Annotated in this window: 16 protein-coding genes; 6 read left to right on the forward strand and 10 right to left on the reverse strand. The window is 60.4% G+C overall.

The window, feature by feature from the left end; genetic code table 11:
- Window positions 1-13 precede the first annotated feature (13 nt).
- Entirely contained in the window at window positions 14-1,024 is a 1,011-nt protein-coding gene (locus tag HNQ65_RS17575; RefSeq protein WP_184341337.1) for a lysylphosphatidylglycerol synthase transmembrane domain-containing protein, read from the forward strand.
- Window positions 1,021-1,857 (forward strand): patatin-like phospholipase family protein, encoded by an 837-nt coding sequence (locus HNQ65_RS17580; protein WP_184341339.1) that lies wholly within the window; start codon window positions 1,021-1,023, stop codon window positions 1,855-1,857. The genes HNQ65_RS17575 and HNQ65_RS17580 overlap by 4 nt, the downstream gene beginning before the upstream one ends.
- Here HNQ65_RS17580 and mfd read toward each other — a convergent pair.
- Both mfd and HNQ65_RS17590 read right to left on the reverse strand, forming a co-directional pair.
- Window positions 1,850-5,131, reverse strand: coding sequence for a transcription-repair coupling factor (gene mfd / locus HNQ65_RS17585; protein WP_184341341.1), 3,282 nt, complete (start codon window positions 5,129-5,131; stop codon window positions 1,850-1,852). The two genes, HNQ65_RS17580 and mfd, sit on opposite strands and share 8 nt — an antisense overlap.
- Window positions 5,132-5,169: 38 nt before the next feature.
- Window positions 5,170-5,892: a hypothetical protein gene (locus HNQ65_RS17590; RefSeq protein WP_184341343.1), complete on the reverse strand. Its 723-nt coding sequence runs from the start codon at window positions 5,890-5,892 to the stop codon at window positions 5,170-5,172.
- Window positions 5,893-6,088: 196 nt separating this feature from the next.
- Between HNQ65_RS17590 and HNQ65_RS17595 the strand changes: the two genes are divergently transcribed.
- Window positions 6,089-7,453: a Gfo/Idh/MocA family protein gene (locus HNQ65_RS17595; protein WP_184341345.1), complete on the forward strand. Its 1,365-nt coding sequence runs from the start codon at window positions 6,089-6,091 to the stop codon at window positions 7,451-7,453.
- Between the two features lie 8 nt (window positions 7,454-7,461).
- On the opposite strand, the gene HNQ65_RS17600 is transcribed toward HNQ65_RS17595, so the two are convergent.
- The 8 genes from HNQ65_RS17600 to HNQ65_RS17635 form a co-directional block, all read right to left on the reverse strand.
- Window positions 7,462-8,220, reverse strand: coding sequence for a sulfite exporter TauE/SafE family protein (locus tag HNQ65_RS17600; RefSeq protein ID WP_184341347.1), 759 nt, complete (start codon window positions 8,218-8,220; stop codon window positions 7,462-7,464).
- A 49-nt stretch (window positions 8,221-8,269) separates the two neighbouring features.
- On the reverse strand, window positions 8,270-10,273 hold the full coding sequence (locus HNQ65_RS17605; protein WP_184341349.1) for an FG-GAP repeat domain-containing protein: 2,004 nt from the start codon (window positions 10,271-10,273) through the stop codon (window positions 8,270-8,272).
- A gap of 19 nt (window positions 10,274-10,292) precedes the next feature.
- Window positions 10,293-11,897 carry a fucose isomerase gene (locus tag HNQ65_RS17610; protein ID WP_184341351.1) on the reverse strand — a complete coding sequence of 535 codons (1,605 nt, stop codon included), beginning with the start codon at window positions 11,895-11,897 and terminating at the stop codon, window positions 10,293-10,295.
- A 104-nt stretch (window positions 11,898-12,001) separates the two neighbouring features.
- The gene (locus tag HNQ65_RS17615) at window positions 12,002-14,119 is read right to left on the reverse strand and encodes a hypothetical protein (RefSeq protein WP_184341353.1); all 2,118 of its coding nucleotides are present in this window, start codon (window positions 14,117-14,119) and stop codon (window positions 12,002-12,004) included.
- Between the two features lie 23 nt (window positions 14,120-14,142).
- Window positions 14,143-15,525 carry an MATE family efflux transporter gene (locus tag HNQ65_RS17620; RefSeq protein WP_221306206.1) on the reverse strand — a complete coding sequence of 461 codons (1,383 nt, stop codon included), beginning with the start codon at window positions 15,523-15,525 and terminating at the stop codon, window positions 14,143-14,145.
- A 24-nt stretch (window positions 15,526-15,549) separates the two neighbouring features.
- Window positions 15,550-15,987, reverse strand: coding sequence for a DUF5069 domain-containing protein (locus HNQ65_RS17625; RefSeq protein ID WP_184341357.1), 438 nt, complete (start codon window positions 15,985-15,987; stop codon window positions 15,550-15,552).
- Between the two features lie 68 nt (window positions 15,988-16,055).
- On the reverse strand, window positions 16,056-17,387 hold the full coding sequence (locus tag HNQ65_RS17630) for an MATE family efflux transporter (RefSeq protein WP_184341359.1): 1,332 nt from the start codon (window positions 17,385-17,387) through the stop codon (window positions 16,056-16,058).
- On the reverse strand, window positions 17,384-17,968 hold the full coding sequence (locus HNQ65_RS17635) for a DinB family protein (protein WP_184341361.1): 585 nt from the start codon (window positions 17,966-17,968) through the stop codon (window positions 17,384-17,386). The genes HNQ65_RS17630 and HNQ65_RS17635 overlap by 4 nt, the downstream gene beginning before the upstream one ends.
- An 80-nt stretch (window positions 17,969-18,048) precedes the next feature.
- On the opposite strand from HNQ65_RS17635, the gene HNQ65_RS17640 reads away from it, so the two are divergent.
- The 3 genes from HNQ65_RS17640 (at window position 18,049) to HNQ65_RS17650 (ending at window position 19,802) form a co-directional block, all read left to right on the forward strand.
- Complete coding sequence (locus tag HNQ65_RS17640; protein WP_184341363.1) at window positions 18,049-18,417, forward strand: winged helix-turn-helix transcriptional regulator; 369 nt, start codon at window positions 18,049-18,051, stop codon at window positions 18,415-18,417.
- A 42-nt stretch (window positions 18,418-18,459) separates the two neighbouring features.
- Window positions 18,460-19,302, forward strand: coding sequence for an RNA polymerase sigma factor (locus HNQ65_RS17645; protein ID WP_184341365.1), 843 nt, complete (start codon window positions 18,460-18,462; stop codon window positions 19,300-19,302).
- 95 nt (window positions 19,303-19,397) lie between these two features.
- On the forward strand, window positions 19,398-19,802 hold the full coding sequence (locus tag HNQ65_RS17650) for a DUF1398 domain-containing protein (protein ID WP_184341367.1): 405 nt from the start codon (window positions 19,398-19,400) through the stop codon (window positions 19,800-19,802).
- Window positions 19,803-19,810: the final 8 nt, after the last annotated feature.

A 19,810-nucleotide genomic window follows, 5' to 3' on the forward strand; every position in this document is an offset into this window, starting at 1 on the left:
CCCGGCCTGCGTTTTGAAACGCCTCATCTCCATCTCCCTGCGTCTGCTGATCAGTGGCGTGCTGCTGGCGCTGCTGTTCCGGGAGCATGACCTGATCGCAGACATCGTACCACGCCTGCGCGCCCTGCTGACCAACTGGCCATGGACGCTGGCAGGGATCGCGGTTGCGTTTCTCGCACTCTTTCTCGCAGCAATGCGCTGGCACATCATCCTGCGCGGACAGGTGCCGGATCTGCCCTTCCGCATCGTGCTGCACACGGAGCTCATCAGCGCCTTTTTCAACATCAGCTCCGTGGGTGTAGTGGGTGGAGACACGTACAAGATCATGTCCCTCTCCCGGCGCCTGCCCGGACAAACCATGCCGGTAAGCGTGGCACTGGTGCTGGATCATCTTACGGGCCTGATCTCCGTGGCGTTTCTTTTTGGCACCTGCATGCTACTGCGCGCCTCCCACTGGAGCGAGCTGGGCTATGATCTGCGCATGCTCTTTACAGGTTACGGCACATACGTCGGCGGCGGGCTGGCGGGCCTGATCATCAGCTGGATCTCATTTAAACCGAACCTGCTGGCCTGGGGAAGGCGCACTTTTCCAGGCACCATGGGGCACCCCAAGCTGGCTGGCATCCTGGCACGCGCGGAGCAGGTGCACGATGTCTTTGCCCTGCTCTGGCGGCGCACGCTGTCAGCCGCCGTGGTATCCACCGGAATGCACACGGCGTTTTTTATGAGCTTCTACTGCGGACTGCGTGCGGTGGGAGGCTCGGCACCTGTGCTGGATGTACTGACGGCCATGCCTGTGGTGGATGCTGCGGCATCGCTGCCGGTTTCCATCTCCGGGCTGGGTGTGCGTGAGCGCACCTTTGAGGCGCTGCTGGCAGGTCTGGCCCATGTGCCCGAAGCCGTGGGTGTCTCCGCCTCCCTGGCCGGATGGATCTTTAATCTCTTCTGGGGAGTCATCGGCGGAGTGTTGTTTCTGCGTGTCAGGCACACCGTCCATATTTCATCACAACCCCAGTGCGCATGAGCTCCCCACCACGCATCGCCATCTCATTGGGGGCCTCGTTCATGGGCTATGCCACGCATGCTGGTTTCATGGCGCGGCTGCATGCGCAAGGGATTCGACCGGTGGCAATCTCAGGCTCTTCGGCAGGGGCCATCGCCGCAGGTCTGTATGCCTCAGGTCTGGAGCAGGAGGCCATCCAACGAGCGGTGCTGAGCCCTTGGATGTACCTTGCCTTTGCCAGGCGTACTCGCTGGATCTGGCATCAGATCGTGGGGAGCTTTTTCTTTCGCCACCCCGGCTTTTTTGATCCGCGGGGAGCCATCTCTCATTTTGAATCGCTCGTCGGCAGGCGTGCCATCGAGTCGCTTTCCAATCCGAAGCTCATGATCGCCTTGAGCGATCTGGTCAGCCAGGAAACCATTTTTGCGCAAACAGGCCATCTGGCGACCGCGATGGCCGCCAGCTGCTGCGTGCCGATGCTCTTCTCCCCATTGGAATTTGAAGGTCGCTTGTGCACCGACGGCGGCGTGGCCCACGAGTCGCCCATCGACCCATGGTTTACTGACGAAGGCATCGACCACATCATTGTGCACCGCATCGTACAGCCACAAGGCAGGCCGCCGCGTCTGCCGCTGCATCGTATGCTAGGCACCATCGCAGCGACACATGAGTCCATGAACCGCCAGCTTCTGGCCGACCGAATCGAGCTGGCGCGGCTGCACGGAAAAAAACTCACCTTCATCACGACGACGCATCCACGCCCGTCACCCTTTGCTCCCAAACGGCTCAAACACTATTATGAGCATGGGGAAGCAACGGCGGGGAAGCTGCTGGAAACAGCGTTGTCTATGTAAGTGTGCGAAGCATGGCCAGAGCTTCGGCGAGCTGTTTGTGACCCTCGCGGGAATTGAGACGCGGGAATTTGCCCTGGATCATGACGAACTTGCCATTGCGGCTGAGCATGAGCTTGCGGTCTTTGATTTCGACATCGCCGATGCCTGCATGTGCGGCCGCGAGGCGGATGGCGGCGCAGGTGAGGAGGTTCTGCACGGCATGAGGCAGCTTCTCGCCATACTGATCGCGCCACTGTTCCTCCAGGTCTTCCAGCTCCTTGCGCGTCATGATCTCGCCTACCTGGCGGTAGGCAGTGATGCGGAGCTTGAGATCCTCGATGAAGCTGGCCGGGATGAAGGCAGGGGTGGCTGTTTTGTCCGCCTGGGTCATCTGGGCCTCGCTCATGACGAGGAAGTCCGAACGCAGGCCGACCTCGACCGGGCGAGCCACGCGGCGGCCCTGCATGCGCGCCACGCTTTGCTTGAGCATCTGGCAGTAGAGATCAAAGCCCACGGCGGCGATGTGGCCGCTCTGCTCGGTTCCAAGGAGATTGCCTGCGCCGCGGATCTCCAGATCTCTCAGCGCGATTTTGAAGCCACTGCCGAGGCCGGCGTACTGCTTGATGGCATTCACGCGCTTGCGCGCATCGCCAGCGGTCACGGCATCCTGTGGCAGCAGCAGGTAGGCATGGGCCTGCACACCGCCGCGCCCCACACGCCCACGAAGCTGATAGAGATCCGCCAGGCCGAAGCGGTCTGCGCGGTCGATGATGATGGTGTTGGCATTGGGAATATCGACACCGCTTTCGATGATGGTGGTGCAGACCAGCACATCGGCACCGCCATCGACGAAGGTGTGCATGACGTCCTCCAGCAACTCGCTGTCCATCTGGCCATGCCCGATGATGACGCGGGCCTTGGGGCAGAGGTCGCGGATGCGCTGTGCCACTTTTTCGATGGTCATCACGCGATTGTGCAGGAAGAAAACCTGACCGCCGCGCTCGATCTCGGCATCCACCGCCTGCTTGATGGTGCGCTCGTCGTAGGGGCAGATCATGGTCTGCACCGCCTGCTTGTTGGGCGGCGGGGTCTCGATGGTGCTCATGTCGCGCATGCCCATGAGCGCGAGGTAGAGCGTGCGTGGGATGGGCGTGGCGCTCAGGGTGAGCACGTCCACGAGGCGGAAGAGGTCCTTGAACTTCTCCTTGTGCTTCACGCCGAAGCGCTGCTCCTCATCCACCACGGCGAGCCCAAGGTTTTTGAACTTCACGTCCTTGGAGATGACCCGGTGCGTGCCCACGACGATGTCCACCGTGCCATCTGAGATGCCCTTTAAAATTTCGCGCTCCTTGGCGGGAGGAGTGAGGCGGCAGAGCATTTCCACCGTGACTGGAAAGCCGCTCATGCGCTCGCGGATGTTTTCCCAGTGCTGGCGGGCCAGCACTGTGGTGGGCACAAGGACGGCCACCTGACGCCCACCCATCACCGCCTTGAAAGCGGCGCGGATGGCCACCTCAGTCTTGCCAAAGCCCACGTCGGCGCACAGCAGTCGGTCCATGGGCTTGGCAGACTCCATGTCCCGCTTGATCTCCTCCACGCTGCGCAGCTGATCGGGAGTCTCGTGATATAAAAACGACTCCTCGAACTCCATCTGCCATTTGGTGTCAGGCGGATGTGAAAATGCCTTTAGCGTCTGCCGCTCCGCTGCCACGCTGAGCATGCGCGCGGCGAAGTCCTCCACGCTTTTTTCCGCGCTTTTGCGAGTCTTCTGCCAGCGAGCCTCGCTGAGCTTGCTCAGAGCCGGAGCCTTGCCACCTACACCCACGTAGCGGGTGACGAGATGTGTGTGGGCCACTGGGACGAAGAGCTTGGCCCCCTCGGCATAATGCAGGACCAGCACCTCCTCGCGCTTGCCAGAGTCACGAACCTCGATGCCGCCAAAGCGGGCCACGCCGTGCTCGGCATGCACGACGATGTCGCCTTCGCGCAGATCGCGCATGACATCGCGTGCTTTGCGCAGCACCTCGGCCTCATCCAGCTTGGAACCGCGCAGACGGCGGATGTGCTGATGGCGGCCGAAAATCTCCGCACCGGTGAGCACGGCCAGCTTTGCCGCAGGGACAGTGAAGCCGCGATACAGCAGCCCGAGCTTGGTTTCGAGCGAGGATGGCAGACCGCCCTGCAGCTCGGCAAAGCGCTCACGCTCGGCCTCATTGTGAAAGAAAATGACCGAGCGCCACCCGGCCGCATGCCATTCACGGATCTGCCGGGCAAAGTGCTCCCGCCGTGCCTCATGCAGTACGAAGTCGGACGCGTCAAAGACCCCAAGCGGGTTCTCATGGATGGCCGCAGAAAAGTCCTCCAGCCCCTCCACTGGCGCAGCGCCGCTGAGGATGTGGGCATGGGCTTGTGCTTCACAATCGATGGCAATGACGAAGTCGCCCTTGCGCAGGTGCTCACGCACGCGTGAGGCCTCCTCGGCATTCTCGCTCATCTGAAGGATGACGCCCACGCTTTCCAGCCGCTTGACCGAAGACTGGTTGTGCAGGTCAAAGGCACGGATGGACTCGATCTCATCGTCGAAAAATTCCAGCCGCAGCGGCTCCTCCGCCTGCCAGGAAAAGAAGTCCACGATGCCGCCACGACGGGCGAACTGGCCGCGCTCTGTGACGACCGGAACTCGCTCATAACCCGCCTCGGCCAGATCCCGCAGCAGCGCCTCCACGTTCAAGGTGCCGCCCACCTTGAGGACTCGGCGCTGGCTGGAGATTTCCGCCAGCGCAGGTGCAGGCTCTTCCAAGCTGTCGGCGCACAATACCATGACGGGCGAATCGCCCTCGGTCATGCGGCCCAGCACTCCTGCGCGTTCTGCCAAAAGTTCCGGGTCCACCAAGGCGTCATTCACGAGCTGACCAAGGCGTGGAAGATACAGCGCCGGGCATTGCCAGACACCAAGCTCGGCATGCACATGATCCTGTGTTTTGACATCCGCGCAGAGAATCCACACCCGGCTGCCGGGCCGGTTTTTCTCCGCATGCCGCACCAGCAGTGCCGCTGCAAAGCCAAAGGCCTGTAGGGTGACGTGGTCCAGCGTCACCTCTGGCTGATCCAGCTTTCGCTGAAACTCGGCGGCATTCAGCGTCAGGTCCACCAAGGCGAGTGCATCCCCCCGAGCACGCCCGGAAGAGGGTGTCGGTGAACGGCTCGCAGCCTTTCTGGCGCCGCGTGGTTTGAGGGTGCGCTTGACGGGGTCCAAAACACAAAGCGTGCCGGGTTTGCGGCCCGGCGCAGCCATCGCATTACGTAACGCTCAAACCCGTGGATGCCAGCAAACTATTTGGGACTGTTGGAGGATTGGGAACGAGAGCCGTTGGATTGTGTCTTGCCCACGGCAGCGGCCATCAGATCCTCTTTGGTGGACCATTGGTAAACTTCACGTCCTTTGCGGTCGAAGATGCGCACGACCAACCCTCCCATGCCGTCAGATTGAATGGAACTGTCTCCATTAGCCCAGTAGTAGCCACCATTAAGCTCCTGCTTGTGCAGAATGATCTCCTTGGTGTCCACGGTCGCTGTCCCGGAACCGACGACGCTGGCTAATCTGCTGCTGCCAGAAGTTTCAATCCGTGCAGAGCCCTTGCCTTTGCCGGTGTCTTCACGCCTAAAGCACCAATAATCGACACGCAGGTCGCCAACGGTGGTGGGCAGACGGTTTCTGATGTTGATTTTGTAGATCCACGTTTCGTCCTCGTAAGTCACCGGCCCACTTTTCGTGCGTGTCTCGTTAAGTTTCTTTTTGGTGTAAGTTACCTCAAAGCTGTACTTTGTGTTATTGTCAGCCCACTCAGTGATGAACTGCTGATCGGCTGTGGAAAATGTGGTCGCGGGCACGGCGAAGACTCGTCCATCCGCAGTCCTCTTGAGAGTCACCTGACCTGCGGCGGCGCTGACAATCTCTGCCTCCAGCTTGCGCCCTTGGAGATCAGTAAATTCATGTGCAGAAAGCGGCATTGCCGCAGCAAAGAGGCCTAAGCAGGAGAAGATGCGCGTTTTCATGACGGATCGTATTTGTGAGCAACGCGTGCATCATAGTATTTTCTTTCAATTTTTTCCAAGCTCATTTTTTAAACCTAATAATATTCATGCCACCCAACCTCAAGCCTGACACTGATGCAAGTGACTAATTTTGAATCATTAAACATGTGATCACTTAATCGAAGAACCGCGCCAGAAATGACGTTTGAAAGGCACCATGCCAGCACCAGCCCAAACCACGCGCCGTCACTTTCTCCAGCAATGCTCCGCCGTCGGCACTGCGCTGGGGTTCCCCACCTTCATCCCGGGCACCGCGTTGGGAAAGAACGGAGCAGTGGCCCCCTCCAACCGGACAACGCTGGCACTGATCGGGTGCGGAGGCCGAGGCACTGATGTGGTGAAAAACTTCCTGCATGATGAGCGGGTGCAAGTCATGGCGGTGTGTGATGTGGAGAAAGAGTCTGACCGCTACAACAAGGGCATCATCAAAAAGGCAGGCACACTGGGCCGCGAACCTGCACGCCGGCTGGTGGACAAAAGCTATGGCACCCAAAGCTGCGCCGTGCACGAGGATTTCCGCGAAGTGCTGTCGCGCAAGGATGTGGATGCCGTGCAGATCGCCACGCCAGACCACTGGCATGCACTCATGGCCGTAGCAGCGGCACGCGCCGGAAAGCACATCTACTGCGAAAAACCGCTGAGCCTCACGGTGGCGCAAGGACGCTTCATGAGCGACGTGGTGCGCCAGAGCAAGGTCGTGTGGCAGACAGGCAGCCAGCAGCGCAGCGACATCCATTTCCGCATGGCCTGCGAGTACGTGCGCAATGGCAAGATTGGCAAGCTGAAGCAAATCCGAGTAGGGCTGGCGAGTGACAACCGCGACAACAACGGCTGTGCCGCACAAACGGCCCCCACGCCTGTGCCAGAGGGGCTAAACTATGACTTCTGGCTGGGCCCTGCGCCTGACGCCCCCTTCTGCCCGGCACGGCTGCACTCCAACTGGCGCTGGTTCTTTGACTACTCCGGCGGCAACATCACCGACTTTGGCGCGCATCATTTCGACATCGTGCAGTGGGCGCTGGGGAAGGATGAAAGTGGACCGGTGGAGTTCTTCGACCTGAAAGCCACGTGGCCAGCACCGGGAAGTCTCTACAGCACGGCACCGAACTTCTCCTTTGCCTATCGTTACGAGGACGGCACCACGGTATGTGTGGCGGACAAGCAAGACTTTGGCTCGGGCATCCTGTTTGAAGGCGAAGAAGGCAGCGTGCTAAGCATGCGCGGCAAGCTGGAGATCAAGCCGGATGCCCTGCGCAAGCCGCTGGCCGAAAACGATGTGCGTCTTTACGAGAGCAAGGACCACTTCCGCAACTTCATCGACGGCATTCAGAACGGCGCAAAGACGGCGGCGCCGATTGAGTATGCGCATCGCAGCATCACCATCGCTCATCTGGCCAATATTGCCCTGAGGCTAAACCGCGCCAAGCTGAGCTGGGATCCAGCGAAAGAGCAGGTGCTGGACGATGCCGAGGCAGCCGCCATGCTAACGCGGCCGATGCGTGGTCCGTGGCAGCTGGTGTAGCGGAATGATCAGCCAAACTGCTTCCAGAACATCAGCACCGAGATGACCAAGCCGATGAGAGTGATGAGGTTTCTCACCCGCTGTGGCGCGATGCGCTGAGAGCAGCGTGCGCCTAAATAGTAGCCCACCAACGCGCCTGCTGTGAGCGCCAGCGCCTGCGGCCAGTTGACCATGCCGACGGCGATGAACCACAAGGCGGCGATGACATTGATCAGCGAGCCGAGCACGTTTTTGAGCGTGTTCATCTCGTGTATGTTCGTCATGCCCATGAAGCCAAACGAGGCCAGCATGAGGATGCCGATGCCCGCGCCAAAGAACGCGCCGTAGATAGCCACCGGAAGCTGCAGGGCGATGGAGAACCAAAGCGCGTTTGAATGGCCTGCCTCCTTTGGCTGTGACCGACGCAGGAAGCCCTGCAGAAAGAACAGCACCGTGGCAAAGAGCACTAGAAAAGGAATGAGCTTTGAAAACTGGTCGTCGCTCGTGCGTGTGAGAAGCCAGCTCCCGACCGCTGCGCCGACAAGACAGATCGGGATGAACTGCAGCAGCCGCGTGCGGATGGCCTTCAAATGACCGCGAAAGCCCACGATGCTGCCCGCCGTGCCGATCACCAGCCCCACGGTGCTGGTGGCATTGGCCAGCACGGGCGGCGTGCCGCACATGAGCAGCACAGGAAACGTCAGCAGCGTGCCACCTCCCGCGATCGCATTGATCGCCCCGGCGGTGCCGCCGGCGGCGCTCAAAGCGAGAAATTCGAGAAAGGTCATTTCTTGTCACTACTCAGCGCCGGACGCCGCGCATGGAGAAAATGACTCCTTATTTTGCCTTCGGGTTCTTCAAGTAATAGAGGTGCCCATCCTCCGCGCCGCCGACGAAATCTGGCAGGCCGTCGGCATTGAAATCGACAGTTGTGGGGCTGACGTCGTGGCCTTCGATGTTGGTGTCGATGAGGAGGCCCATGTCGGCGAAAAACCATTTGCCATCGCTGCTGGAGGTCTGGCGGAGGAAGTTGGCGTTGGCTGAGTTGAGCAGGATGTCGATTTTGCCGTCCTGGTCCCAGTCCATGATGCAGATCTTGCGGCGGCCGCTTTTGCCAGCGAGGCCAGCATTGAGGCGGAGAGGTTCGCCGGGCTTCATGGCGACGGGCGTCTTGACCTTCATGTGCTCGAGCGCCTTGTCGATCAGGCCGGGGGCCTTGGCATCCGAAGCGGCGCAGAGTACGCGCTGCGGATGCTTGAGCACCAGTTTGCCTTTCTGTTTCGCCCGCTCAAAGAAGGCGAGATAACCTTCCTGATCGAGCATGACGAGATCGGTCAGGCCGTCCTTGTTCCAGTCAACGGCCACAGGTGTGGTGCGCCACTGGGTGAGCAGGGCCTTGCCTTCCGGACGCAGCCAGCCGTAGGCCAGAGTGGGCTGCGGGCCGTCCCACTCCACCTCGACGGGCTGTGCTGCGGCCAGTTTTGGCTTTGAGCGCGTGCCGATGTTTTTGTACCACACGACTTTGCCGAGAATGGAGTTCAGCATGAGGTCCGGCAGTCCATCACCATCCCAGTCGGCAACGGTCTGCGTGGTGTAGCCCCATTTGGCCTCGCAGGGGCCTTGGATGGAACCGTTTGGCCCTGCCATAGGGCGGATTACTTTGCCCTCGGCTTCGAGGCGCACCGGGGCCGCCCACTTGGGCTGCTCTACACCCTTGCCGCTGAGGTTTTCAATGAAGCCCACATACCCGGCGGTGTTGCCGCAGATGATGTCCATGTCGCCATCGCCATCCCAGTCAAAACCCACGGGTGTGGCGAGCGCGCCAAATTTCACCTGATCGGCCTCCTGCTGGAAGTAGCGAGGCTCGGCGTACACAGGCGCCTTGTTTTCAAATTTGCCGGTGTTTTCGATGAAGGCCACACGGCCGTCTTCATCGCCGCAGATGAGATCGAGATCACCGTCCTTGTCCCAGTCGATGGCGGTGGGCGTGATCATTTCCAGATCCATGGTGAGGTAGCGGCCAGTGTCTGCCTTCAGGCGCACGCCGAGTGCGTACTTCGGCAGTGTGCGGGTGCCGGTGTTTTGGAAATAGGTGAAGCCATCGAGAAACTCACCGCAGAGCAGGTCCAGGTCGCCATCGCCATCAAAGTCGGCCATGTTGGGCGAAGGCCAGCCGAAGGTTTCCACTGGACGGTCGGTGGCCATGAGCTTCTTCGGCTTGTCATAGGCGGGCTTGTCCTTGGTGCCGGTGTTGCGCAGCACATATACATAGCCGCGGATGGGGCCGTTCATCCAGCGGCCGTTCTCATTGTAGGCATTGTCCCAGCCGTATTCGGTCCAGTCGCCCACGCCGACGATGAGGTCCTGATTGCCATCGCCGTCATAGTCCACCATGCGCCACATGTCGGCGCGGATTTTGTTGGGATGCACCTTGGCATCCACGGGCAGTTTTTTCTCATGCTCCAGACCGGTTTTCAGAAAGTCGGGATATTCACGACCGGGAGACAGCACGACGGGCCTGCCATCCACATAGCTGACCTGCACATTCTGCTTTCCAGAGCTGATGCGTCTGGCGGGCTTGAACACCGGCATCTTGTTTTTTGCGGTGTCGCCGCTGGCGTTCTCAAAGAAGTAGGTGCCGTTGTAGGGCTTGTCCGGGCAGTTCACCACGAGATCGAGGTCGCCATCGCCATCGAAGTCCATGGGCAGGGGCCAGGCCCAGAGGCCGACACCGAGATCAACGACGAGGCCGGGGTTGTTGTACTTGAGCGCGGTGAGTCCGTCGGCAGCGAAAGCCTGGCTGCAAAGACAGGCCAGCAGGAGTGGTTGGAGAAACTTCATGAGAGAAAAAGGAAAGAGATCAACGTGACAAGGTTCCGCACACATTCACCTGGATTCCCAGGGCGCGGGCCATGGCGGCCTTGGCAAAGAGGCAGTCGTTGGCGGCTTTGGCGTCATGGGCATAGGCGACCTGCACGTGATTGGCCTGGTGCTTGGCCATGAACTGGTCGCGGCTCACGCCATAGGTTACGGCGCTCATGATGGGCCACTGCGGGGTGGTGAGCTGCCAGCGGCGCTCGGTTTCCTCAGGCGGAAGCTCGACTACGCAGCCACGGCCGATGTCCATGTGCAGCGACTCATTCTGCACGTAGATGCGTGACCAGATGATCTCGCCCGGTTTGGAATTTCCACGCAGGGTGGATCCGCCATTGGGGAAATACATGGCGGGCTGGCGGAAGCCTTCGGCGCCTTTCCACCCTCCCACAAAATGCGCGGGTGGTGCCGCGCCGCTGATGAGAAAGACCCAGACATAGTCGCCGCCAAAAGCCTCGCCCCAGCGCACATCGTGGAGGGTGTTTTCCACGGGCTGCTGCAGCGCACGGTGCACGCGCTGCGTCAGCATGCCGTCCAGTCCGGCGCATTCGTCCACCTCATTGAAATGCAGCAGCGGCTGGCCGGCCCAGAGGGTGCGCCTACCATCGCGAGATTTGACTGGCGGACGGTCTGCGTTGTTGAGCATGCCTTCGACGAGATCGCTCGCTGGCAGCAGGTCCTTCAGACCCTGCTGATACTGGATGCCGACGGAGTCACAGCCAAAATCATCCGCGATGCGAAGTGCCGCCGCGTACATCTTGCACTGCAGACGCACCTGCTCGCGGGTGAGCTGCGTGGTATGATCTCTGCCCAGATGGAAGGTCATGCCTTTCTTTTCCAGCCACGTGTGGATAGCCAGGGCATCGGCATCGCTCACCTGAAGCGTCTCATGATAGAGCGCCGACTGGCTCAGCCGCTCCTTGAACACACCGCAGGCATGCAACGCGTGGTCAGGGATGATGGCGTTGAACATGCCCATGCAGCCCTCGTCAAAGATGCCCATGATGGCCTTCTCGGCACGGAGCGTGGCGGCCAGTTTTTTGCCGAGGGCTGTTGGCTTTGCGGGCATCTTCACTTTCTCCAGCTTGCGGGCATGGCTGAGGTCGTGCGCGATGCGACCGGTCTTCAGCCACTGCTTCAGCTTCGTTTTGAAAAACGCATCGGTGAAGTCCTCGCTCCAGAGCGTGGAGTATTTCACGCCTGCCTTGGTCAGGGAGCCGTTCAGGTTCAGCATGCCCACCAGACCGGGCCACTGGCCGCTCCAGTTGGCGACGGTCAAAATCGGACCGCGATGCGTGGTCAGCCCGGCCAGGACATGATGCGAGTACTGCCACACGGCCTCCGCCACGATCAGCGGGGCGTCGGGATCAATGCAGCGAAACACCTCGATGCCCATGCGCTGAGAGTCGATGAAGCCGTGCTTCTTCACGGGATCCAACGCATGCGCACGCTTGATCTTCCAGCCTTCGGCTTTCAGAGCAGCCGCCAGGGCTTTCTCCATGGCGGCCTGAGCGGGCCAGCAGGTTTGATTGGCGGAAAGGCGCAGGTCACCGCTGGCCACGAGCTGGACGATTTTGGGTTGGGCAGGCATAAAATAAATCCTATCCAACAGACTGGCCGAGCACCAGCTCAACTGACAACCCAGGCCGGATGCGCATCCTTGGCACCTGGATGACCATCCTTGACCTGAGGCCTTTACTTTTCCTGCACGTGAAACCGCGGATCATCCCAGGCATAGGGCGGGCGCTTCCCGAGCAGGAGATCGTAGATCGTGTGGTTCGTCTTCATCATCTCCGCCAGCATGTCCTTCCAGGGGCGGTCCGCCACGCTGACGAGGCCGGTGTTGTAGCTCTCGCCGTTATATTTGCTAAACCAGCGGCCCGTCGTGGCCTGATCAATGAGCGTGAACCATTCGATGCCGATGACGAAGCCAAGCGCGGCGCTCTGCTCGACGTAGTTTCGATACGCCAGTCCGCGCTCTTGCTGACTGCTGACCTCGCGTCCTCCAATGAGTCCGCTGTCTTTCGGCGAAGCCCAGAAGAATTCGCTGAGCATCATCGGCTTATTGCCCGTCCATTCGTGAAAGCGTTTCAGCGCGGCGGTGTCCACGCCGAAGGTGTAGTAGTTGTAGGACACCACATCGAGGTGCCTGCCCATGATGCGGCAGAGCTGCTCGTCATTGATCGTCACGGGCTGCAGGCGGCTTCCGATCAGCATGTGGTTTGCATCATGCTGGCGGAAGATCTTTTCGATCTGCGCGAAGTAGGTCTCGATGAACTCGCCGACAAAGGCTTTCACGTCCGCCTTGGCGGCATCTGTGGCCACGGCAAGCCCGATGCCAGTCAGTTCATCAAACGTGGCCGCCTTGGCCTGCCACGCGACGTTATAGGCTTCGATAGTTTGATACTTGCTCTTCAGGGCCTCCACCAAGCGCAGCTTGCAGGCCTGGCCGCCAGTCAGTGAGGGAATCACGCGTGGTAGCTCATCGTAGCGCGGCTCATTCACGATGAAGTAGCCAATGAGCAGCGGATCGCCGGCATGTGCGGGCAGTTCACGCGCCATGTTTTCCGCGATCTTCTGCGCTGTGCCGGCATCATACGGGTCCCACACCTCATGCGCTCCCGGGATGCGGGGCACGCCTTCCCAGGCGTTGATCGGCAGGCTGGTCACATACGGAAAATCAGCCTTCACATGCGCTTTGTCCGGCGTGGGGCTAAAGGCTCCGATGGAGTTGAAGCCCCATTTGCGCACGCGCTCGATCATGCGTGTGGCGTGCGTTTCGTAATCGTAGGGAACGCCGAATTTGCGGATCGTGTTGGCGAGATAGAAGGAGAAATGAGCATCTCCATCCCCGGCACGGAAGGCGCTGGCATACTCGCCCTCCGCCTTCGGCAGCCACTCGTAGATGCCCTCGCGTCCTTTGACATAGGTGTAGTCATCGCTGGGCGCAAAGCCGCAGATGCCGAGGTGGAAGAAGGCATTGCCATCTGGATCCACGAGCCAGGATTTCCCCTGCTTCTGCTCCACATGGAAGAAGCCGGTCTTCTTCAGTCCCAGCGTATCACCGCTGCCGGGAAGGCCGCCGAAGCGATCCAGCCTGGGTGTTTCGATGCTGTTGTAGTAGGCCTTGTCAGAAGCCACGTCGGCCTTGAGTTCTTCCAAGCTTTTGAGCTTGTTGGGAAAGGTGTCTTTGATGCTCTGTCCGAACGAGTCGATCAGCTTGGTCACTGAGGCGAGATCCGAGGTGACGCGGATTTTGGCTGATGGATTGTCTGCATTAAAAGGCACCATGAAGAACCAGTTGTAGATGGCCCAGTTCCACTCGCGGTTGTCGGTGAGCTGCTGAAAAGCGAAGTCCGGCGTGGTGAAGCTGAGGCTCTGGCCCTGGGCGTTTTTCAGCAGGAAGCTGGTGGCGTTCAGGCTGGCGAACTGCGGCGGCGTGGACTTCTCCGCTGGGAACGCGCCTTCCTTGTCCGCGATCTTCCAGGCGCCGCCTTTGGCAAAGCCGATGTCGATCAGCACGGACATCTTCCATGACTTCACGCCTGAAGGCACGCCTTTGAAAGCGAGGTCGATTTCACCTTGATTGATCTTCACTGAGCACTCCGCACCGCTGTCATAGCGCACCGTCGCGCCCGCACCTGCGGCTTTGACTTCGATCTGCTTGCTGCCGGGATCGAACTCCGGATACGTCAGCACAAAACTGCCGAGACTGCCCGCTGAGATTTCGATGCCGGCTCCGGTGGTTTGCAGTTCGGCAGCAGCGGCCGCCGCAGAGATCAGAGAAAACAGACTGAGAAGAAGTGATTTCATAAAGCGGGATGGGCGTGCGGTGGTCAGACTTTCTGTGTCTTCCACTTTCCGCGTTTGAAGAGGCCCCAGCTGCTGAGAGCAAGAAGCGAGTAAGCCACCGGCACAGCGATGAAAGCCCCCACTGGACCGCAGCCAAAGGACTTTGCCAAGCCCCAGGCGATCGGAATCTGCCCGAGCCACAGGCACAGGAAATTCAGCCCCGCGGGGGTCCAGGTGTCCCCGGAGCCATTGAACGCAGCCTCAAAGCACATGCCGCAGGCGTAGAGCGGGAAGGCAAGGCTCACGATCCACAAAGCCTGGGTGCCATACGCCATCACTTCAGGATCCAGGGTGAACAGCCGGATCAGCGGATTGGCGCACAAAACGAAACCCAGACCGATCACGCTCAGGACGAGGGCATCGAACTTCACGGCGATCCAGACCGCCGCCTCGGCACGCTCCGGCTTGCCAGCGCCGAGATTCTGACCCACCAGCGTGGAGCCAGCGTTTGCGAGACCCCAGGCCGGCATGAGAGCAAAGATCACGATGCGGATGGCGATCGTGTAACCCGCCAGGGCGGCGCTGCCAAAAAGCGCGAGGATTTTAAAGAGACCCAGCCAGCTCGTGGTGCTGATGAGAAGCTGTACAATGCCGCTGCCGGACTTGCGCAGCACTGAGCTGATCACCTCCCGCTCCGGCTTGAAATGTGCCCATCGCACTTTCACCCGGCTGTGATGCCCCGCCAGATGCCAGAGCTGATACAGCACACCGATGCCGCGGCCGATGTTGGTGGCCACTGCCGCGCCAGTGACGCCCAACTCTGGAAAAGGCCCCCAGCCAAAGATGAAGCACGGACCCAGGACGATGTTCAGCGCATTCGCCAGCCACAGCGTGCGCATGGCGATGACGGCATCTCCCGCGCCACGGAAGATGGCATTGATGAGGAAGATCAAAAATACGGTGGCATTGCCGCCCAGCATCATGCGGGCAAAGCCTGATCCGAGTGTCACGATGTCATCTTCCGCTCCCATCAGCCTCAGAATTTCCGGGGCGAAAAAGCCGAGCGCCATGCCCAGCGCGGCCGCCAGCAGCACGCCCAGCAGAACGATCTGCCCTGCCGCCTGTGAGGCGAGCTCCGGCTCCTTTTCACCGATGCGGCGCGACACAATAGCGGTGGCCGCGATGGAAATGCCAATAGCCACAGCATAGATGAGTGTCATCACCGATTCGGTGAGGCCTACCACGGCCACAGCCTCCTTCCCGATCCGTGAGACCCAGTAAACATCCGCCACGGCGAAGAGGGACTCCATGATCATCTCCAGCACCATGGGCACCGCCAGCAGGATGACGGCACGATTCAGCGGCAGCGCGGTGTAGTCGTGCTCCTCTCCGCGCAGCGACTGCCGCACGCTCTGCCAAAATGACACTGACGGTGAAGACTCTCCGCTCATTCAGGGCAGCCTTCCTTCATCCACATCGATGTAGTGCGTGATGGTCTGAATGTCGTCACGATCCCCCAGTCCACCATCGGCTTTCCGCTTCGCGAGAATAGGAGTGATGTGATCATTGATGCCGAGCTTCAGCACATAATGGCTCCACACGAGCTTGTCGGTGTCATTAAGCTGACGCCCATGTTGCTCGCACCATTCCAGAATTTCCGCATCTGTGCCACCTTCCAGCACACGGGCTTTCAGGGCATCATAGTCCACGTGCAGAAATCCACAGCAGGTGCCGTCACTTCCCTTTCCTAGATTGGCATGGAGATCCTCCCACAGTCTACCGGCGGCGTGCAGGCGGATCTTGCCCAACATGCGCGGGAAGTATTTCAGGCCGGCGGTTTCCTCGAGAGGACTGCAGGGTAGCGTGGCGGGATCAGGTTTGGCGGACATGCCAGATGCGTCGCCGGTGGCGGGAATTTGTCAATCCGGGGCTGATAAACTGCTGCGACAGAAATGCCTCAAAACTTTTTTGCACCCCATGCGAGCGCAAACAATGCGCCACTCCAGTTGACGATGCAGATGCCCCACCAGACTCCCCACAGCCCCCAGCTCAGCGCAAAGGCGAGGGTGTGGAACACCAGCACCGGCGCCGCAAACTGACGGTAGATGCCCATCCACAGTCCATAAGACGGCCGCTTGATGCCCTGCATGGCAAACACGGTGACAAACAGGATCGGATAGGCCGCAAGCGTAAGCGATGCCGCGAGCAGGTAGTCGCGTCCGTGGCCGATGACGATTTCATCCTGGGTGAAGAGCCGCATGGCGTACCCGCGCAGCAGCCAGACGAGGAATCCGCCCACGAGCATGAGGCCTGCGCCGATTTTGACATTCGTCATCCAGGCCTCGCGCACGCGCTGCGGCAGCCCTGCCCCGTGGCTCTGGCCCACGATGCTCAGCACCGCGGCATTCAGGCCGATGGCCGGCATGAGCACGATCTGCTCGATGCGTGTGGCGATGCCCACCGCCGCCACCGCCTCCTTGCCAAAGTGTTTCACAAACCAGGTGATGACAAACACACCCATTGCGATGGTCAGCATGTTCAGTGCCGCAGGCACCGCCTGCCCGGCGATCCGCCTCAGCGTGCGCGCGTCTGGTCTGAAGTCGTGCAGTTTCAACCCGTGGCCGAAATCTGTCCTGCTGGCATGCGACCACAGAAAGACCGCACCACCCATCTGCACCAGCACCGTGGCCAGCGCGATGCCCGCCACCCCCATGGCTGGCAGCCCGCCCCAGCCCCACATCAGCACGGGGTTGAGCACGACATTGGCCGCAAAGCCCGCGATCAAGAAATTGCGATACACCCACGTGGTGCCCTGTGCGGACAGAGCAGAGTTCAGGATCATGGGCAGCAGAAAGAACACTCCGCCGCCGAGGATGACATTCATGTAGGCCAGCACCGTGTGCAGATAGGCCCCCTCCGCACCGAGCAGGCGGAACAGCGAGGGAGCCACCAGCCAGCCAATGGAGGAAAGCAGCAGCCCCGCAGTCGTGGCAAACAGCAGCGACTGTGCAAACACCTGCCGGGCCTCGGCCTTGCCTCCAGCTCCCAACGCGTTTGCCAGCAGCGCGGTGGTCCCCTGGCTGATGCCGCTGCCGGTGGCAAACACCACGAAGTAGAGCGGAAAAGAAAGCGACAGCGCAGCCAGTGACTCCGTGCCCAGCCAGCCTGCGCACAGGGTGTCCACCACGTTGAACATGGTGTTGAAAAACATGCCCACGCTCATGGGCAGCGCGATGCGCCAGACAAGATGTGGAATGGGATCGGTGGTGAGCGAGAGCGGCTGCTTCATCGGTTCAACTCTGCCACGATGTTTTGCATCTGCACCCGATGAACACCCATATGAGTGCCCGCCATGGCCGCCCAGCCAAAGGCATCCAGCGGGCCGAACCACGGATGGGCAAAACACACCGCCGTTTTCAAATCGGATGCTCCGGCGATCACGGCCAGGACGCCATCGCAGGAGCGTTCAAACTCTGCCTCCACGGCTGCTGTCACTGTGATGGAGGGCTTGACCGCCGCCGTGCTCGCCTTGCCAGGCGGCACCTGGCCTTGAGTCAGCGCCGTGATGACACGGATGAGAGCCGTGTTGGTGATGCGCAGATGGTCCAATGTCATCCACACCGACCAGTTGCGGCTGCTATCCTCCAACCCGCGAGGGCGCTCAATGAGCACCTGCCTGCCACGCATTCCCTCAGTACACGAGGCCACCAGCGCACGGATCGCAGCCCGCTCCTGCTCAAACTTGGTTAGGAAGGTTTCGCGGCTGCCTCGCAGTCGTCTCATGGCGAACAGCAGCCTCGCGATCCAGAGTTCGGGCAGAGGCAGTCCCGCGCCGGGTGGGGCCAGTTCAGGTTGTACAGATGAGGTCATGCGCGGTCATGATTTCACTTTGCTTGCATTATGCAAGTATTTTACTTTTGAAATGCAAGCTTTTGAAAGCATCCTTCTGCATGCATAAAGGCCCGCCCAGCAAAGCTCCGCCTTCTTCCCGCCGCTCTCCCTGCCCGGTGTCCTGCGCACTGGACCTGTTGGGCGACCGCTGGACGCTGCTGGTCATCCGCGATCTCATTCTGGGCCGTAACCGCTTCAAAGACTTCATCAGCTCTCCCGAGGGCATCCCCACCAACATCCTCAGCGAGCGCCTGGAGCGACTGCTGACCGCAGACATCATCCGCCAGGTGCCGGCCTCGGATGGGGGCAAGCGCATGGCCTATGAACTCACTGACAAAGGCCTGGCACTCCGCCCTGTGCTGAAGTCTCTGCGAGACTGGGCACTGGCCTGGGAAGAAGGAACGCAGGCCCTGCTACAGCCGGCGTGATGAAGCGGCCTTGAAAAGCGCCGCGTTCGCACCTCATACTTCATGATGGTGGAAAATGATGAGACGCTGGTTTTGCGGGCCCAGAATGGAGACATGACAGCGCTGGACACCCTGGTGCGCAATCACCAGTCCTGGGTTTTCAATCTAGCCCTGCGCATGGTGTGGCGTCGCGACGTGGCCGAGGATGCCGCCCAGGAGATTTTAATCAAGGCCGTGACCCACCTCGGCAGCTTTGAGGGACGGAGCAAGTTCAGCACCTGGCTGCATCGCATCGCGGTCAATCACCTGCTCAATGTGCGAAAATCAGAGATGGAGGAGAAGTCGATGACTTTCACCGACATGGCGGCCTCTCTGGAGGGCGTCCAGGATGAAGAACTGCCGGACTCCAAAGCTTTGCCGGTCGAGACGCATCTGCTGGTGGAGGAGGCCAGGCTGGGGTGCATCACCGCCATGCTGATGTGCCTGGAGCGCCGACAGCGGCTGGCCTTCATCCTGGGAGAGGTCTTTGGCGAATCCAGCGAGACTGCGGCGGCAGCCTTGGAGGTGACGCCAGCCAATTTCCGCCAGCTTCTTTCACGTGCCCGGCAGGATTTATATCAGTTCATGCACGACAAGTGCGGACTGGTGAACCGCGCCAACCCCTGCCGCTGTGCGCGCAAAGCCAGCGGCTTCATGCGTGCAGGATGGCTGGACCCGGCCAACCTCCAGTTTACCAAGGACCGCATCCATTCAGTGCGGCAGCAAAGCGCTGCTCTCCTGAGCGAACTTGAGGGCATGGACCGCGAGCATGCGGAACTCTACCGGGCGCAGCCCATGCTGACCGGCCCCGATCTGGCCGCGAGACTGCGAAGCCTTGTGCAGCAGTCCGGTTTTAGCGTTGAGTGAAAAGAATGGCGGCGAACTGTCACAGCTCGTCGCCAGCGCTGTCAGACAAGAGGACGCCCATGTTTTGTGGGCGGTACAAAACCACATCTATCCTCATGAACACCACTCTCATCAGCGCCGCCGCCAACGCCACCCTCGCTGGAGGCACTCCGTTTCCTCAAATCGTTGCCATGCTCGTGGAGGCCGGGGTCGAATCCTACCATGTCGATTACCTGGCCCTGCAAAAAAGCTTCCACGACGGTTCCGGCGGCGTCTTCACCACGCCTCTTTCTTATGAAGCTCTTCCTGCGGTGTCGGAAGATTTTGATGCCCCGGCACTCCGCGCCAACATTCTCGACAGCCAGCAGAAGAACCAGCACTACCGCGACTTCAGCATTCGTGCCATGCAGGCGGGAGTGCAGGGCTACATCGCATTTCTGCGCGGACGGCGTGTGACCTATTACGGTAGGCAGGGAGATCAGCACACCGAATGGTTCCCAGGGGCGAAGCCGCAGGACTGAATGTGCAA

Source organism: Prosthecobacter vanneervenii, assembly GCF_014203095.1.
Taxonomy (GTDB): domain Bacteria; phylum Verrucomicrobiota; class Verrucomicrobiia; order Verrucomicrobiales; family Verrucomicrobiaceae; genus Prosthecobacter; species Prosthecobacter vanneervenii.

Excerpts from the sequence above, each read along its gene's own strand:
- HNQ65_RS17580 (WP_184341339.1), top strand. The coding sequence starts at position 1,021 with ATGAGCTCCCCACCACGCATCGCCATCTCATTGGGGGCCTCGTTCATG.
- mfd (WP_184341341.1), bottom strand. The coding sequence starts at position 5,131 with ATGGCTGCGCCGGGCCGCAAACCCGGCACGCTTTGTGTTTTGGACCCC.
- HNQ65_RS17590 (WP_184341343.1), bottom strand. The coding sequence starts at position 5,892 with ATGAAAACGCGCATCTTCTCCTGCTTAGGCCTCTTTGCTGCGGCAATG.
- HNQ65_RS17595 (WP_184341345.1), top strand. The coding sequence starts at position 6,089 with ATGCCAGCACCAGCCCAAACCACGCGCCGTCACTTTCTCCAGCAATGC.
- HNQ65_RS17600 (WP_184341347.1), bottom strand. The coding sequence starts at position 8,220 with ATGACCTTTCTCGAATTTCTCGCTTTGAGCGCCGCCGGCGGCACCGCC.
- HNQ65_RS17605 (WP_184341349.1), bottom strand. The coding sequence starts at position 10,273 with ATGAAGTTTCTCCAACCACTCCTGCTGGCCTGTCTTTGCAGCCAGGCT.
- HNQ65_RS17610 (WP_184341351.1), bottom strand. The coding sequence starts at position 11,897 with ATGCCTGCCCAACCCAAAATCGTCCAGCTCGTGGCCAGCGGTGACCTG.
- HNQ65_RS17615 (WP_184341353.1), bottom strand. The coding sequence starts at position 14,119 with ATGAAATCACTTCTTCTCAGTCTGTTTTCTCTGATCTCTGCGGCGGCC.
- HNQ65_RS17625 (WP_184341357.1), bottom strand. The coding sequence starts at position 15,987 with ATGTCCGCCAAACCTGATCCCGCCACGCTACCCTGCAGTCCTCTCGAG.
- HNQ65_RS17630 (WP_184341359.1), bottom strand. The coding sequence starts at position 17,387 with ATGAAGCAGCCGCTCTCGCTCACCACCGATCCCATTCCACATCTTGTC.
- HNQ65_RS17635 (WP_184341361.1), bottom strand. The coding sequence starts at position 17,968 with ATGACCTCATCTGTACAACCTGAACTGGCCCCACCCGGCGCGGGACTG.
- HNQ65_RS17640 (WP_184341363.1), top strand. The coding sequence starts at position 18,049 with ATGCATAAAGGCCCGCCCAGCAAAGCTCCGCCTTCTTCCCGCCGCTCT.
- HNQ65_RS17645 (WP_184341365.1), top strand. The coding sequence starts at position 18,460 with ATGATGGTGGAAAATGATGAGACGCTGGTTTTGCGGGCCCAGAATGGA.
- HNQ65_RS17650 (WP_184341367.1), top strand. The coding sequence starts at position 19,398 with ATGAACACCACTCTCATCAGCGCCGCCGCCAACGCCACCCTCGCTGGA.